General features: G+C 62.4%; 14 protein-coding genes. 3 read left to right on the forward strand and 11 right to left on the reverse strand.

Going from position 1 to position 16379, the window contains the following annotated elements:
- Positions 1-17: 17 nt before the first annotated feature.
- From BKN05_RS02855 to trmB, 5 genes are read right to left on the reverse strand one after another with little or no spacing between them, the layout of a single operon-like run.
- Positions 18-347 carry a DUF3054 domain-containing protein gene (locus tag BKN05_RS02855; RefSeq protein ID WP_286687896.1) on the reverse strand — a complete coding sequence of 110 codons (330 nt, stop codon included), beginning with the start codon at positions 345-347 and terminating at the stop codon, positions 18-20.
- A complete protein-coding gene (locus tag BKN05_RS02860) occupies positions 344-1360 on the reverse strand; it encodes a lysylphosphatidylglycerol synthase transmembrane domain-containing protein (protein ID WP_286687897.1) in 1017 nt (338 codons plus the stop codon). Before BKN05_RS02860 ends, BKN05_RS02855 begins: the two co-directional genes overlap by 4 nt.
- Positions 1361-3514: an MMPL family transporter gene (locus tag BKN05_RS02865; RefSeq protein WP_286687898.1), complete on the reverse strand. Its 2154-nt coding sequence runs from the start codon at positions 3512-3514 to the stop codon at positions 1361-1363.
- 12 nt (positions 3515-3526) lie between these two features.
- Positions 3527-4120, reverse strand: coding sequence for an NYN domain-containing protein (locus tag BKN05_RS02870; protein WP_286687899.1), 594 nt, complete (start codon positions 4118-4120; stop codon positions 3527-3529).
- Positions 4121-4897, reverse strand: a complete 777-nt coding sequence (gene trmB, locus BKN05_RS02875; RefSeq protein ID WP_286687900.1) for a tRNA (guanosine(46)-N7)-methyltransferase TrmB — start codon at positions 4895-4897, stop codon at positions 4121-4123.
- Between the two features lie 349 nt (positions 4898-5246).
- Between trmB and BKN05_RS02880 the strand changes: the two genes are divergently transcribed.
- Positions 5247-7070, forward strand: a complete 1824-nt coding sequence (locus BKN05_RS02880; protein WP_286687901.1) for a phosphoenolpyruvate carboxykinase (GTP) — start codon at positions 5247-5249, stop codon at positions 7068-7070.
- A 45-nt stretch (positions 7071-7115) separates the two neighbouring features.
- Here BKN05_RS02880 and BKN05_RS02885 read toward each other — a convergent pair whose 3' ends face one another.
- Positions 7116-7859, reverse strand: coding sequence for a class I SAM-dependent methyltransferase (locus BKN05_RS02885; protein WP_286687902.1), 744 nt, complete (start codon positions 7857-7859; stop codon positions 7116-7118).
- 24 nt (positions 7860-7883) lie between these two features.
- Between BKN05_RS02885 and BKN05_RS02890 the strand changes: the two genes are divergently transcribed.
- Entirely contained in the window at positions 7884-8993 is a 1110-nt protein-coding gene (locus tag BKN05_RS02890; protein WP_198492168.1) for a glycosyltransferase family 4 protein, read from the forward strand.
- Here the strand turns inward: BKN05_RS02890 and BKN05_RS02895 are convergent.
- Positions 8908-10326 carry an MmpA family trehalose lipid delivery protein gene (locus BKN05_RS02895; RefSeq protein WP_286687903.1) on the reverse strand — a complete coding sequence of 473 codons (1419 nt, stop codon included), beginning with the start codon at positions 10324-10326 and terminating at the stop codon, positions 8908-8910. The two genes, BKN05_RS02890 and BKN05_RS02895, sit on opposite strands and share 86 nt — an antisense overlap.
- Positions 10316-11470, reverse strand: a complete 1155-nt coding sequence (locus tag BKN05_RS02900) for a PorA family protein (RefSeq protein ID WP_225746319.1) — start codon at positions 11468-11470, stop codon at positions 10316-10318. The genes BKN05_RS02895 and BKN05_RS02900 overlap by 11 nt, the downstream gene beginning before the upstream one ends.
- 9 nt (positions 11471-11479) lie before the next feature.
- Between BKN05_RS02900 and BKN05_RS02905 the strand changes: the two genes are divergently transcribed.
- Positions 11480-12640: an acyltransferase family protein gene (locus BKN05_RS02905; RefSeq protein WP_225746320.1), complete on the forward strand. Its 1161-nt coding sequence runs from the start codon at positions 11480-11482 to the stop codon at positions 12638-12640.
- On the opposite strand, the gene BKN05_RS02910 is transcribed toward BKN05_RS02905, so the two are convergent.
- Genes BKN05_RS02910 through BKN05_RS02920 form a run of 3 tightly spaced genes read right to left on the reverse strand, consistent with a single transcriptional unit; the run spans position 12561 to position 16358 of the window.
- Positions 12561-15629, reverse strand: a complete 3069-nt coding sequence (locus tag BKN05_RS02910; protein WP_286687904.1) for an alpha-(1->3)-arabinofuranosyltransferase domain-containing protein — start codon at positions 15627-15629, stop codon at positions 12561-12563. The genes BKN05_RS02905 and BKN05_RS02910 overlap by 80 nt on opposite strands.
- Positions 15630-15631: 2 nt before the next feature.
- Positions 15632-15829 (reverse strand): DUF2613 domain-containing protein, encoded by a 198-nt coding sequence (locus tag BKN05_RS02915; RefSeq protein ID WP_005325448.1) that lies wholly within the window; start codon positions 15827-15829, stop codon positions 15632-15634.
- A gap of 22 nt (positions 15830-15851) precedes the next feature.
- Positions 15852-16358 carry a universal stress protein gene (locus BKN05_RS02920; RefSeq protein WP_049359996.1) on the reverse strand — a complete coding sequence of 169 codons (507 nt, stop codon included), beginning with the start codon at positions 16356-16358 and terminating at the stop codon, positions 15852-15854.
- Positions 16359-16379 lie beyond the last annotated feature (21 nt).

Raw genomic sequence — 16379 nt, forward strand, 5'->3', positions numbered from 1 at the left:
TAAACCCTCCTTCTTTTTTACTTGCGGGCGAAAAGCCGCCAGCCAAAGAAAAATAGTGCGGACATCACCGTCGCCACGATGAGGAAGCTCCAGTGCGGCAGGCGGCCGTTGACGAGCATCCACAGGGCCATGCCGCCCACGACTGTGCTCAGCCAGACGATGCCGCCTTCCTTCCACTTGCCCTGCACCTTGACAGCCAGGATGATGACCCAGCCGATAAGCGCGCCTATGGCCCAGGGCCAAAAGGCATCTACCCAGGTGGAAAAGCTCAAACCGCCGTGGGCGAGGCGGGCAGCCACGGCGAAGAGCATCAGAGCGATGATATCGATAATGGGGGCGATTCTCATGCGTTTTCCTTTCGGTTCAAGGCGGCATAGGTGATGCCTTTGCGGGCATAGTGCCAGAAGTAGATTACCCAGCCAATGATGGTGATCAAGGCAAAGGAGATGAGGCGGTAGATGATGGCCGCGCCGGTAGCGTCCACCGCGGTCATGCCCGTAGCCACCAGGGTGGCGATGATGGCGGCTTCCACCGTGCCGAGGCCGGCCGGCGTGACCTGAGCAGAGCCGGCAAGCTTAGCGGTGAGATAGGCCAGCGCCACGCCGGCCATCGTCGTGGTGTCCTCGCCCGCGTGCAGGGCGGGCAGGTGGCCGGTAACGGCCCACACGCAGCCCCATAGCGAGACCATGTCGATCAGGCGGTTGGCCAAAGAGTAGAAGGAGACCCAACCGAATTGGCGGCGGGTAAGGTGAACTTCCTCCAGATTCTTGACCTGGTCCACGAGGGCTTCGCGCTTGGAGCCCTTAATGAGCTTTTGGCGGTTGAGCCAGCGGATAATGGTATCCGGATGATTGGTCAGCCAGAACAGGCCGCCAGAAAGCGCCAGCATGAGCACCAAGGTGCCGATGAGGGACCAGAGCGCCATATCCGCGTTGAGGAAGAGCACGCCACCCAAGCCGATGAGCACGAGCCACATGGTGGAAATCGCAGAGGACAGCACGAAGAACCAGCCACACAGCATGACGGACGCGCCCCACGTGCGCTGCACGTAGAAGGTGAGGATGGCGGAAAAAGCCGGGCCGGCCGGAAGAGTGGTGGACCAGGCATTAGCGGCCAACGTCAGTGCTGCGGTTTCTGCGGCCGGCACCTTGATGCCGCCGGCTCGAATGAGCAAGCGCATGACCTCGCCCATGGCGAGTACCGCCACGATGGAGGCGATGACTACGAGTACTATCGCAGCGGGATCGGAGTGGGACAGCCGCGAGAAGCCTTCGCGCAGGAAGTCCAGCTCATCGCGGAAGACATAAACCAAGACCAGCAGGACGATGAGCGAGGCGATGAGGCGCAGCCAATTCTTCACTTACTTACCCCCTTCGAGGCGTTGTTTGAGTTCAGTGAAGGGAACAGTCTTGCCGCGGTGCGTCGCACCGCCAGTCAAAGTGGTGGTGGCGTGGCGCAGCCAGCTAGGGGCCCACCAGTTATCCTCGCGCAGCAAGTGCATGACGGCCGGAACGAGGAGCATGCGGACAATGGTGGCGTCGATAAGCAGGGCAAAAATCATGCCGTAGGCAATGTATTTCATCATCACGATATCGGAGAAGCCGAAAGCGCCGGAGACCACGATCATGATGAGCGCCGCTGCGGTAATAATGCCGCCGGTATGCGCGGTGCCGGCCGCAATAGACTCGTCGGTGGAAGCACCGCGTCGGCGGGCCTCCACCATGCGGGAGACCAAAAAGACCTCGTAATCGGTGGACAGGCCGTAGACAATGGCGATGATGAGCACCAAAATCGGGCTCATGAGCGGGCCGGGCGTGAAGTTGAGGATGTCCGAGCCCAGGCCGGCAACGAACATTAACGTCAGGATGCCCAGCGTTGCGCCCAAGGTCAGCAACGTCATCACAATGGCCTTGAGCGGCAGTACAAAGGAGCCGAAGACTAGGGCCATGAGCAGGAATGTAGCCAGCACCACGTAGAGCGCCATCCACGGCAGCGTGTGGAAGAGTGCATCGAGGGACTCCACCTCCATGGCGGGAGTACCGCCCACGTAGAGGTTCACACCCTCAGGGGCCTTGACCTTTTCCAGTTCGTGCACAATCTTCGCGTAATCATCGCGGTCTTCAATGCCGGCGGAAAGGACGGTAGTGCCGTCCTTGGTGGCAGTCGTCGGCGCCATGGGCTCGGTGAGGCCGTCGAGGCCGCGGACCTGCATGACGACGTCGACAAGCTGCTGGTTCGAGGCATTTTCTACCACGAGCTTGACCGGCTCCGTGCGGAAGGCCGGGAACTCTTCGTTGAATTTATCCTGTGCCACGCGGGTGTCCTGGTCAGGCGGCAGGTAAGACTCGTTGATGCCGCCAAAGGTGATGCTCATAATGGGCAGGGTCAGGGCAATGAGCAGGCCGCATACCGCGATGGTCAGCCCGCGGGCATGGCGCATGGCCCAGCGCGGGAGCTTATACCACCAGGTGTCCTGAATAGTGCGTGCCGTCCGCGAGGTGCGGCGCACGGACCAGGTATCGATCTTGGGGCCGAGCATGCCAAAAATGGACGGCAGCACGGTGACCGAAAGGAGCGCGGCCAAGCCGACTGCAGAAATGGACCCATAGGCCACGGATTTCAGGAAGGCTTGGGGGAAGAGGAAGAGACCGGAAAGCGCAACGGCGACCATGGCTGCGGAGAAAACCACAGTTTGACCGGCTGTCGCGGTGGTGGTGGCCACCGCCTCCTCCGTGGAGCGGCCCTTGTCCAGCTCTTCGCGGAAGCGCGAGACCATAAAGAGTCCATAATCGATGGCTAGGCCGAGGCCTAGCAGCGTGACGACGGCCTGGGCAAAGACATTGACCTGCGAGAATCCGGCCAGGATGGACAGGATGCCCAAAGAGCCCAAGATGGAGAGGCCGCCGACCACCAGCGGCATGCAGGCCGCGACGACGGAGCCAAAGACCACCAGCAGGAGAATACCTACCAGTGGAAGGGCGGCTTTTTCGGCGCGGGAAATATCGTGGGACATTCCCTCATCCAAGGCATCAGCAACCGCGGTGGCACCCGCAATCTCCACCGGTGCGGTGGTATCTGTGAGAGCGCCCTCGATGGCGCGGAAATCCTTCAGCGTCTGCTCATCATCGCCTTTCAGGCCGATAGCGGCGAAAGCCAGCGAGTGATCAGCATTGACCAGGTTCGGGTTCTTCGTGTCGAAGTAGCTGGTCACCGAGTCAATCTGGTCCGGATACTCCGATTTCAACTGCGCCAAGTGCTGCTTGGCAGCATCGAAGTTCTCATCGGGGGAATGGAAGAGCAAGATGACATCGCCGGAGTTATCGCGGCCGAATGCTTCCTGCTCGATCTGGGCCGCGCTTGTCGACGCCGCATTGGGATCCTCCCAGCCCTCCTGGCTCATGCGGTCTTCGAGCTGCAAGCCAAAGCCGATAAAGAGCGCAAAGATGGCGGCGACGATGACGGCGGGGATGAGCCGGCGGTGTGCATAGGAAAAACGTCCCCATTTTTCAAACATTGGGGCAGCCTCCTAGCGGTTATTAAGCAGCGCAGCCAGGGGACGGAATGGCTGCAGCCATGCACCACCCTCGGGCAGGTTATCCAGGTTCACGCGCGGTAGCGGCTCGCGGAATACACCCTCGATATCTTCCAGGTCCACAAAATTGATATCTGCGTGGCCTACGGCCCACGCGGCATGCTCATGGAAACCGAGGACCGTCACCGGAAGGCCTTCCGCGATGAGCTCTTCCAAAGGCTCCTGGAAATTCTGGCCATCGGCGGAGGCAACAATCACGCCGGCTAGATCCTCACGGAGGCTTTCGATGTGGTCAAGCATATCCGGATCCACGTCATCATTTTCGTGGATCTTGGGCTTGGCAAAAACGCCGAAGCCCACGTTGCGGATGGCTTCTACCCATGGGCGGATGACATCGGCGCCGCCCGGGGTGACATTAGTAAAGACATCGGCGCGCGGCTCCGCATCAACGTCCTGGGCAAGGTGTACCAGCCAGCGGCCGATGGCGTCGAAGCGCGGGCGGTGTGCGGCGGTGGGGCGGCCGCCGAGCAGGGAGCCCAGGCCCATGTCCATATTGGGCGCGTCCCAGACAAGTAGGTAGGTGCTCATTTATTTCTTCTCCCAGAGATACTCCGTGATGACGTGTTCTTTATCTAGACCCTTGCCCTCAAACTTGGTGATGACCTGACGGTCCACCAACTGCGGGCACTCTGGCCACGGCCAGCCCTTGTAATCCAGGCTCGGCTCTACTTCAACAAGCTCATTGATCCACTCGGCGTATCCGGCGTGGTCGGTAGCAACGTGCAGCACGCCGCCCTTCTTCAGGCGGGAAGCAAAAAGGTTGAGTGTGCCCGACTGGATGATGCGGCGCTTGTGGTGGCGGGCCTTTGGCCAGGGATCCGGGAAGAAGACGCGGATGCCATCAAGGGATTCCGGCGCAAACATGCGCACCATGACCTCGATGCCATCGCCGCGAATCATGCGGATATTGTCAATGTCCTCGCGCTCGATCTGGCCCAGTAGCTTGGCCAAGCCCGGCTTGTAGAGTTCGACGGCGATGATATTGGTATCGGCTTCCTTCGGCGCCATGGCGGCGGTAGAGGTGCCGGTACCGGATCCGATTTCCACGATGGTCTTGGCGCCGCTGCGGCCAAACCAGGCCTCGAGGTCAATGACCTCGTCTTCCAGCGTGCGGCCTAGTTCTGGCCAGCGCTTTTCAAAAAGCTCATGCTGATTTTCGGTCAGCGTGCCGCGGCGGAAGGTGACGTTGCCTAGGCGTGGGTAGTCAAGATCGTTGTCGAATACGGCATTGAAGTCGGTCTGTGGTGGGCGCCCAGGAGGCATTTCTCCAGCGCGGGTGTTTTGAGAGTTATCTGTGTTATTCATTGCGGCCTATTTTTCCCTGCTTAGCCTTGCCAAGCAATACGCCGCGCCGGGGGCCACGTGTGGCGAAGCCAATCCTGGTATAACCAGTGGGCCCGGTTGGGGGTGGAAGATTATCGTTTTGGTTGCCGCCGGGGAGGGGAATAGACCCCCAGACAGGGGGATGGGAAAAGGCGATTTTTAACACAGTATCTGTGGTTGCGCTTGGTGAAGTTCTGGTAAACGCGGTGGATATAACCGGTGTGACAAAATCTGCGCAAATTATTCGGACAAGCACGTTAATCTTGAGGTGAAAGGCACAGTTGGGGATTTATTTCCCCAATTTTCATACCCACCCTCAGGAGAATTACTAATGACCGCCACTATCCCAGGGCTCGTCGGAGAGCTGCCGACTAAAAACGAAAAGCTTATCGGCTGGATCAGCGAGAATGTTGAGCTTTTTCAGCCGGACCAGGTGGTCTTTGTAGACGGTTCCCAGGACGAGGCTGACCGTTTGGCCGCAGAGCTGGTGGAAAAGGGCACGCTTATCAAGCTGAATGAAGAAAAGCGCCCTAATTCCTACCTGGCTCGCTCCAATCCTTCCGACGTTGCCCGTGTGGAATCCCGCACCTTCATCTGTACAGAGAATGAAGATGGCGCTGGCCCCACCAATAACTGGGCCCCGCCAGCTGCGATGAAGGAAGAAATGACGGAGGCATTCCGTGGTTCCATGAAGGGCCGCACCATGTACGTGGTTCCCTTCTGCATGGGCCCTATTAGCGATCCGGAACCAAAGCTGGGCGTGCAGCTGACTGACTCCGCTTATGTGGTGCTCTCCATGCGCATCATGACCCGTATGGGTGCGGAAGCCTTGGACAAGATTGGTACCGACGGCGATTTCGTCCACGCCCTGCACTCCGTGGGTGCTCCGCTGGAGCCGGGCCAGGAAGATGTGGCATGGCCGTGCAATGACACCAAGTACATCACCCAGTTCCCGGAGACCAAGGAAATCTGGTCCTACGGTTCTGGCTACGGCGGCAACGCCATCCTGGCAAAGAAGTGCTACGCGCTGCGCATCGCTTCTGTCATGGCCAAGGAAGAGGGCTGGATGGCTGAGCACATGCTCATCCTGAAGCTCACCAACCCAGAGGGTAAAAAGTACCACGTTGCAGCCGCCTTCCCGTCGGCATGCGGCAAGACCAACCTGGCCATGATTACCCCGACCATTCCGGGTTGGAAGGCCGAGGTCGTCGGTGACGATATTGCTTGGCTGCACCTGCGCGAGGACGGCCTTTACGCAGTGAACCCGGAAAACGGTTTCTTCGGCGTAGCCCCTGGCACCAACTACGGTTCCAACCCGATTGCCATGCAGACCATGGAACCGGGCAACACCATCTTCACCAACGTTGCGCTTACCGACGACGGCGATGTCTGGTGGGAGGAGATGACCAAGGAGGCACCGGAGCACCTCATCGACTGGACCGGTCAGGATTGGACTCCGTCCTCCTCCACTAAGGCTGCGCACCCGAACTCGCGTTACTGTGTGCCGATTTCCCAGTGCCCGAGCGCCGCTCCGGAGTACGACGACTGGCAGGGCGTGAAGATCGACGCCATCCTCTTCGGTGGCCGCCGCAAGACCACCGTTCCGCTGGTAACCCAGGCCTTTGACTGGAACCACGGCACCATGATCGGTGCCCTGCTAGCTTCCGGCCAGACCGCTGCAGCAGAGGGCAGCGTCGGCACCCTGCGCCACGATCCGATGGCTATGCTTCCGTTCATGGGCTACAACGCCGGTGACTACTTGCAGCACTGGATCGATATGGGTGAAAAGGGCGGCGACCGCATGCCGTCTATCTTCCTGGTTAACTGGTTCCGCCGTGGCGATGACGGCCGCTTCCTGTGGCCGGGCTTCGGCGAGAACTCCCGCGTGCTCAAGTGGATCATTGATCGCATCGAGGGCAATGTTGAGGCCGAGGAAACCGTCGTGGGCCACACCGCCCGCGCCGAGGATATCGACCTCGAGGGCATCGACTTTGATATCGAGGATGTGCGCGCTGCTCTCGCCGTCAACCCAGAGGACTGGGAAGGCGATATGCAGGATAACGCCAGCTACCTCAACTTCCTGGGCTCCCGCGTGCCGTCTGAGGTGTGGGACCAGTTCCACGCTCTGAAGGAGCGCGTCGAGAACGCTTCTTAAGCACTAGGCCTAGCTAGCCTCCAGCGACGTCGGCGTTGCTGGGGGCTACTTTTGTAACACCAACGTCAGGTTAGACACCGCGAACTCCCGCACCCCTGGCACGCGGGTGAGCCACCAAGCCCAGCTGGGATGGTAGCGGGGGAAGGCGAGTTTGAGTGCGCCGGTGCGCTGTGCCCAGGCAAGGCCGGCGGAGCAGGGGACGTCGAAAAGCGAGGTGCCAAAGACGTTCTTGGGTGGATGTCCGTGGCGGCGGGTATAGCGGTCGCGGGCAAACTCGCCGCCAATGTAGTGCTCCCACAGGCCGGTCTCGTGGCCGCCAAAGGGGCCGAGCCACACCGTGTAGCTCAGGATGGTGAGGCCACCGGGGCGGGTTACACGCAGCATTTCCTCGCCCATATCCCAGGGGTTGGGGATGTGCTCGGCCACGTTGGAGGAATAGACCACGTCAAAGGAATTATCGGCAAAGGGCAGGTTGGTGCCATCGCCACGCACGGAATTGCTCAAGTGGATGCCGGCCGCAGACATCTCGCCGGCATCCGGCTCCAATCCCACATAGCGGGCGCCGCGACGGGCAAAAGCATCCGCAAAATAGCCCGGTCCGCCGCCCACATCGAGCACCCGTGCTCCAGGAAGCTGCACGCCCAGGTCGCGGCCAAGGTTATCCACCAGCGCGGCCGTATCCTCCGCGAGCCCGCCGTAGAAAATGTCCGGGCGCGTCTGCTCAAAGCGGAAGGAACGCAGCAGCTGAATGGAGCGGCGGAGCGTGGCCATCTTACGGGTATGTCTCATAACCCACTAGGCTAATACCTCACGATGAAGATTCTTTTACTATGCTGGCGCGATTCCACCCACCCACAAGGCGGTGGCTCGGAGCGCTACTTGGAGCGCGTAGGCGAGTACTTAGCATCCCAAGGCCACGAGGTGGTCTTTCGCACCTCCAAGCACATGAATGCCGCCCACCGCGAGGTGCGCGACGGCGTGCGCTATAGCCGCGGAGGCGCCAAATTCGGCGTATATCCGCGTGCGTGGGCGGCGATGCTGGCCGGCCGCCTGGGGGTGGGAGACCTGCGCGGGGTGGATGCGGTAATCGATACCCAAAACGGCATCCCCTTCTTCGCTCGCCTGGTGTCCGGGGCGCCGACGGTGCTGCTTACTCACCATTGCCACCGCGAGCAATGGCCGGTAGCGGGCCCTCTCCTCGGGCGGCTCGGTTGGTTCCTCGAGTCTCGAGTGGCCCCGCGCGTCTACCGCGGCGCACCTTATGTGACCGTGTCTGAGGCCTCTCGTGAGGATTTAGAGGCGCTGGGCATTAAGGGCGCGCACATCATCGCCAATGGCCTGGACCCGGTTCCGGATCACGTTCCTTCCCTGGAACGAGAGGCCGAGGTGCACCTAGTTACGCTCTCGCGCCTAGTGCCGCATAAGCAGATCGAGCATGCCATGGATACAGTGGCGCAGACCCCGGGCGCGGTCCTGGACGTCATCGGCTCCGGCTGGTGGGAGGCTAACCTGCGTTCCTATGCCGAGGAGCATGGGGTAAGCGATCGCGTGCGCTTCCGCGGCCAGGTGACCGAGGACTATAAGCACGCTTTGCTGGCCCGTGCCGACGCCTTGCTGATGCCCTCGCGTAAAGAGGGGTGGGGTCTGGCAGTAATGGAGGCGGCCCAACATGGAGTTCCCACTGTAGGTTATACGTTTGGCCTGCGTGACAGCGTTATCAACGGCAAGACCGGCATCCTGGTAGAGCGCGAAGAGGACTTCGTGGCGGCCACTAAGCAGCTGCTTGCCGACGCCCCCCTTCGCCGCACCCTTGGCTCCAACGCGCGGGATTTTGCCGCTAGCTTTTCGTGGGAGAAGACCGGCGAGCAGTTCGCGGAATTGCTGCAAGGGCTAGTAGCGGACACGCCATCCACAGCGCAGTAAGCGCCCACGGAACCTGCGGCCGCGGCGCGCCCGTTTCCACGGCTATGGCACCGTCCACCACGACTACACCGACGCCGAGCTCGGCCAGTCGGTCCACATCGTGCTCTTTCCACGCGCGCAGCGCCGCCCGGTATCGCGGCGAGGCTTGGTCCACCACGGTCCCGTCTACGCTTAATTCCCCCGATTCCACCATGGCCACCGCCTTGGAGTAGGGGTCGACAGCCACGCCGCCGGGAACTTCCACGAGGTTGGCGCGTTCTGGGAAGAAGGCCACGCGGCCGTCAATCGCGCGCACCAACTGCTCGTCTATCCCCGTATCCCGCGGCGCGAGCACCGCGAGTCGTCCCGGAACAGGCAGCAGCTGCACGATTGCAGCCACGGTTGCCAGTGCTGCCGGCAGATTCGGCAGCGCCCCTAGCGAGGCCACATAGAGCGGCAACGCCAGCATGGTCAGTTTTCCGCTATCGCGCAGCAGCGCCGCCCCCGGTACGTGATCGATGAACCACACCAGAGCACCGGGAACCAGCCAGAAGAATATCGCCCCGCCGAGACCAATCGCTGCGAGGATGCTCAACCGCGCGGGAACCCGCCACGCCCCGAGTACGGCGATGACCGCCACGATGACGCCGCACACGGCGAACCCGATGGCCGCCTCCGCATTCCAGATGCCGCCGAGCCGCAGCAGCGCGCCCGCAGTGCCGACGTAGTCTTCTGCCCGCGGGCCAAACGCGGCCACCGCCGCTGCGGTATCGCCGGGCGCGGCGGGATGGAACATGCCCGGAACGGCCCACGGCAAACACAAGACCACGCCGCCGAGCGCTACCCGCTTGCGGCAGGTCACCGCCGCGGTCACCACGGCAAAGAGACCACCCGTAGGGGTAAGCGAAGCTCCCCACATAGCCAGCCACCCCACCCAGCTGTGCCTTCTTCCTGCCCACGCGATGACCGGCAGCAGCCACGCAGCCACCGCAAGCGACCACTGGCCCTGCAGGAGACGCTCGATGACGAAGGGATTGGCCACCGCCACCGCCATCGCGCTCACCGCGGCGACTGTAGAGCGTGCCCAGCGCGCCGCGGTGAGCGCGGAGGACGCGGCGGCAGCAAAAATGAGCACCCGTGCCGCCCACGCGCCGCCCACGAGAGCAAGGAAACCATCTTGCGGTGCATTGCGGGCGGGCAGACTGCCGTCACCAAAGGCAGAAGGGGAAAGCGCCGGATGGTCAAGCAACGCCATATCGCGCCACAAGAACTCGCCGGGCAAGGCAAAGGGCCAGCACACCGCGGCCACAAGGAGGGCGCCCCAGCTAAGAAGTAAAAGACGCTTAGCCTTCACGGTGTCGGCGCATGTACATATAGGCGGCACAGAGCAATAGACCAACGCCGATGGCCTTGCCGGCCCAGCCGACCACCATCAAGGCGCGAATGGTGCGAATGACCGGGCGCACCTCATCAAGGCGCTCCGCGCGGGTCTCATCGGACCAGCGCAGATCGGCGGCAAAGATGGAGCGGTCCTCCGTATCGCCATTCGCCACCATGGTGCCGGCCTGCTTTTCGTCCGCCGCGAAGAAGATCTTGATGTTCTCCCGCAGGTCCACCATGGTGCCGGTGGTAGGTTCGACGGAGATATCGCGGCCGATGGTGTAGAAGGGCTCCACCGTGACCCGGTCAGTGGCATCCAGGCCGAGGAGCTCGCGCGATTCGGCGTCGTAGAACCGCTTCGCTGGCCCGGAGATACGGAAATCCTCGGCCGCTAGTTGCTTATCGCCGGTGCCGGTATCGACCTCGGTGGTAATGCTTTTGCGCATATCAGCCAAGGAAATGGGCTGGATATCGTGGTGGAAAGAATAGGTAGGGATACCATCGAGCTTTTCCGTCGTGGTGAAGTCCACCGCCGTGGAGGATTGCGTCGCTAGATCGAAAAACGGATAGGAGCGCTGCTCGGTACCGGAGGGAAAGAAGTAGTTGATTCCATCGCGCTCGAAGTCGGTGCGGGCCATGCCGGTATCCAGCGCCGGTAGGACAAATCTCCATTTATCCTTTGGCGCGGCAACCGGGTAGGTGGACTCGCGGTTCAACACGGAATGCTCCGTGATTTGGGCAAGGGGAGTATCGCCGGCGAGCAGGCGAGAGAGCGAATCGGAGTTAGCGAGCGCATCGTCTTCTGCTACCTCAGAGGTGGTGGTATTGCGCTCGATAGTAAGCAGGTCGTGGTGCAGGTAGCACCACATGGGCGCCTGCTTTTCTTGGCATTGCGGGTCTTTGCTATCGCCAATGGCTTTGGCCCCGGCGATGAACTCGGGCGCTTCCATCCACACACCGGCCGATGGGGCGGTGACTGTGTTGATGTTTTGGTCGAAGGCCAGCGGCCGGGTCTGGTTGTTATACAGCGGCGGCACCACGGTGCCCAGCACCAAGAAAATGACGGCGGCAATGACAACCCACGCCAGTGGCGAGCGTGGCCAAAGGTAGCGTTTCATTGCAGTAATATGTCCAATCAGTTTCAGGTCGATCCGGGGTTAGGAGCAAGCGTGCAGCCGCAGGCATCTGTGAAAAGCGTACCCCAGCATCTGCCGGAGCTAGACGGTCTACGCGCGGTCGCCTCCCTTGGAATCATTGTCACCCACGTGTCTTTTCAGACCGGAACCGGGTGGGGGTTTGCTGGGCGCTTCGATTTTTTCGTTGCCGTTTTCTTTGCACTCAGCGCCTTCTTGCTGTGGCGCCGCCGTGGCTTGCACACCTTATCCGGCTACGCGCGCTCGCGCGTGGCGCGACTTTTGCCGGCCTATTATGCCTGCGTGGTGGCGGTGATGCTCCTGCTTCCCGACGCCCACTCGCTCACCCTCACCCAGCTGCTGAGCAACCTCACCTCCACCCAGATTTATGTGGTGGACGGGCTAGCGCCGGGGCTTACCCACCTGTGGTCGCTATGCGTGGAGTTCTTCTTCTACCTTGCCCTGCCTTTGTTGGTGTGGCTTCTTGGGGCACTGCCGCGGCGCTGGCGGGTAGTGGCCATTGTGCTGGGCGCCGTGATTAGTTGGGCTTGGGGCTTCGTTCCCTTTGTGGCCGATTACACCAAGGATCAGGTCAATTCCCAGATTTGGCCGCCGGCGTATGCTTCGTGGTTTGCCGTGGGAATGCTAGCTGCCGAATACGAAGAAGCCGGCATCAGCCGGCGCGTCCAGAGGGTGCTGCGGCCGCGCTGGGCGTGGTGGCTCGCGGCGGCAGTGGTGCTGTGGACTGCCAGCCGCGAGTGGTTCGGGCCGCAGGGACTTATCCATCCAGAACCGGGTGAATTTTCCCGCCGAATCATTGCCGGAGCTGCCTTTGCCGCAGTCGTGGTGGTTCCGGTAGCGCTTGCCCCACGGGATAAGTCCTGGCTGACCAGCCCGCTTATGCAGGCACTGGGCGCGTGGTCTTATTCCATCTTCTTGTGGCATGTGGCCATCTTGGGGCTAGCTTTTCCCCTTACCGGGGTGCCGCTGTTTAGCGGGAAACCCCTGGACTTTTGGGTCATTTTAGCCGTGACGGTGGTGGGCACCGTGGTGGTCTCGGCCGCGAGCTATACGCTCATCGAGCGTCCCGGCCGGGATCTTCTCCTCGGTCGGAGGCGAAAAGACAAGCCACGCCCGCGGCACACAAGCAGCTAAGCAGGAGCGAATCGCCCGCATAGGATCCCGATGTCCACGGCGCGCGGGCAAGGATGGCCCCGGCCGCAGCCACGACACCGGACGCGAGGTAGGCGCGCGGGATGGTAGTCCAACGCACCACCAACCAAGCGGCAACGGTCGCCACCGCGGCCGGCCAGCCGGTCAGGGCCAGCGCGCCGAGTGCGACCACGGCCGAGGCAGCGCCGCCACGCGGCGCGCGCCAAGTAGGGTGGGACGGGCGCCGCGTGGCCGCCAGGATGCACAGGCCGAGGGCAAGTAACCCCAGCGCACCGCCGACGAGGAGGGTGGCGCGGTAAACCGGTTGGGCGCTAAAGGTCATACGGAAGTCACCGGAGCGGCCGGCCGGAATGACAAAAGCTTGGGTGGCTGCATCGATCTCGCGCGGGGTGAGCTCTTCATTGCCCAAATAGCCGCGCAGGCCCTTATTGAAGGCGCGACCGGTGACCAAGAGGCGATCCTCATCAGTGGCTGCAATCGAGTACCCGGTGGGCTCGGAAGAGCCTGCTGGTTGCCAGCCCTCCTCGCGCAGGCTCACCCACGGCCCCGTGGTGCGCACGCGGTGCGTGCCAGGGCTAAGGGTGAGGGAATCGCCGGGGGAGTAGCGGTGGGCGTCGATAAGCACAGGCTTGGTGGAATCTACCTTTACCCGCATGGGGCGCGGCGCCGTGAAATCGCGGATGAGCACGCCGGTATCCTGCAGCATTTGCTGGAAGAAGAATTGGTGCACGTCAGGGGAGGTATCCGGGACGGTCACCACGCGCTCGACCGGCTGGCCTTCTACCTCTAACTCCGCGATGCCGGTGCGGTGGGATAGCTCTACGCGGATGGCCTCGGTATCGCCGCCGGGAACGCGGACTTCCTGCGAGCGGAAGGGCTGCAAGTCCACTTCTACGGCCGCGCTGCCGGAGCGCACGGTTACCGCGGTGGCGCTGGTGGCCATGAGCTTTAGGCGCGGTTGGGTGAAAGAACCGCGCAGTTCAATCCACCCGGCATCATCGCCCGGCGCGGGCCACCAGGCGGTGGAGTTTTCCCCATCCACCGCGGCCGTGGCGGACTTTTTCGGCTGGGCCCCGCCAAAGGCGGTGGCATCGGCGGCCGAGGAGGAGACCGCTACCGAACCGCCGTGGGTTTCCACCTGGGTAAGCGGACCAGCGGAGGGATAATCGCGCAGGCGGTTATTCACGTGGCTGGGATCGTCCGCGGCCAGGGGCGCGGAGATGGGGCCATCGAGGGTGCCGTAGTTGCGGTCTGTGAGCGTCGGGGTATCGGTGACGATATCGGCGTCGCGATCGACGAGCTGTCGGGTGGTGGGGGTGGAGTGGGCGTCGAGAAGCGCCAGGGCTTCCCCACCGCCGGCCACGCGCACTGGATCTGTAGGCCCTAAGGACATGCCGGCGTGGTTGAGCAGGATGACATCGACCTCGCCGAAGCGATGGACCTCGCCGCCAAACTTGCTGGCTAGGGCCTCGTCCTCCCCGGTGAAGAGATCGTGGCGCACCATGACCGCGCCGATGCCCAGGCGTTGCAGGGAGCGCACGCCGGTGGCCGGATCTTCCTTGAGCGCGGCCATCACACCGTCGAGCCCGCGGATGGCCTCTGGGGGCACGAGTGGAATGGCATCGCGCACGGCCCAAGGGACATCGAGCAGCGGCTGGGCTGGCTCGTCGCGCGTCCATCCCCAGGTCTGCCGGGCAAAGGATGCCTCCGGGTAGATGAGGGTGCGAGTATCGGTGGCGTGGGTATTGATAAAGTCCGTGGCCTCGTGCCAATAGGAAGGCACCTCTTTATAGGCCCCCAGTGGCAGCAAGCGCTGCGACCATGCCGGGGAGATGACCGCGATGCACAGCAGTAGCGTGAGCGCGCCTAGTGTCTGCTTTTTGGTAGGCTGCAAGCTTTGCGGTAGTGGCAGATGCATGCAGGCGCGCGCGAGGCCCAATAGCAGCGGGATGCGCACCAGCGGATCGAATTTATGCAGGTTGCGCAGCGCGGCCAGCGGTCCATCGAGCGCATCGAGGTACCACGCCACCTGGCAGCCCAGCACCGCGATGCCCACCACCAGCATGACGGACCACACGCGCGGCAGCTTGCTAAGACCGTAGATACCCACGGCCGCGATGCCCATGGTGACCAGCACAAAGAAGGACTCGGTGGCTAGCTCATAGCCGGCCACGCGTTCGGTATCAACAAACGGCGTCCAGCTCGTGGTGCCGCGCAGGATCTCTGGCAGGTTGAGCCAGCGCGTGGTCACGCGGGCGGATTCGATGAATTCCGTAAACGGCGGGGCATAACGCCCAAGCACGACGAGCGGGCCGATCCACCAGGCCGATACCGCCAGGCACCCTAAGAGCCAGGCCGCGCCGGGTCTGAAGGCGCGGCGGTAGAGCAGGATTACAGCGGCCGGGATACACGCCGCGATGGTCGCGGTGGCATTGACCGCACCCATCAGCGCTACGGGGATGGTGGCCGCGGCGGCATCGCGCCAGGTGAGCTTGGCATTGAGGAAGGGCAGGATAACCCAGGGAGCGAGCATGACCGGCCAAGTCTCAGAAGAAATGGCGGTCAGGGTGGAAAGAGTGCGCGGCGAGAGCGCGTAGAGCATCGCTGCAACCCAGACCCACCAGCCACGCAGGCCCACCTTGCGGCCGAGCTTATGGAAGCCGATGAAGCCGACGCTTAAGACCAGTAGCCACCATAGGCGCTGGGCCACCCAATCGGGCAGGGGCTGGGTTAAAACGAAGAAAGGTCCCTGGGGAAAGAGATAGCCATAGGCCTGATTCTGCAGCTGCCCCAGGGTAAAGGTATCCGTATAGGCGCTTAGCGCCCCGCGGAGAAAATGCAGCGGATCGGCCGCCAGATCATGCTTGGTATCGGCCGCAGTCAGCCCCCACGGCTGCACGAGGAGGATGAGCGCTAGGGCAAGAATCCCCAGCGGGTAGGGGCGGGCAAGCCGCCCGCGGAGGGTACGCACACCTAGTTGCGGGATCCGTACTCAGGGCCGCCCAAAACCGCATCGGAAGCAGAAACCGCATTGCCTTCCGGCACAGTATCGGTGCCGGAGAATTGTGCGATGCCGATGATGGTGATGACGCCGAGCGCGATGCCCACAACAGCGCTACCGATGGCAGGGCCAAGGGTGCGCTTGTTCAAAGAATCGGTTTCCAGAGCCATGGCTAAAGATACTAGCAGCTATTTAGAAGTATTCTGCCTCATCATCGTCCGCGTCATCCTCGTTTTCCTGCGGCACGATGAACACTGGGAGGCCGGCATTGCGCACAATCTGGTCGGCGGTGGAGTTGGTCCACCACGCGCGGAAGCCGGTCAGGGCGCGGGTACCGGTGACGATGACGTCTACGTCCAGCTCATGCGCGGCATCAATGATGGCGGAGGAGATGGTGGTAGCGGATTCCACTAGGTGGGCGCGGCCGGCTAGGCCCAGGCTTTCGGCCAGCTCGATGCCCTGGCGGCAAATCTTTAGCGCCTCTTCATAGGCCGGATCCTCTTCGACGCCATCCGGGGAGACGGTGGACTGGTGCATTCCGGTGCGGCTGACGGCGCGGGCGGTTTGCCGGGCTACCGGCTCCCAGGCGGTGAGGATTTCTACCGTGGTGGGCCGCAGCAGCTGGGCCGCGTACTCGAGGGCGCGGCCGGCTCGTTCGGTGCCATCGTAGGCAATTAGCATTGTCTCGCCGTTACTCATGTCACTAGTCTACCCACCGCT

It is taken from the genome of Corynebacterium sp. S5S1 (genome assembly GCF_001913985.1).
GTDB classification, from domain to species: domain Bacteria; phylum Actinomycetota; class Actinomycetes; order Mycobacteriales; family Mycobacteriaceae; genus Corynebacterium; species Corynebacterium marquesiae.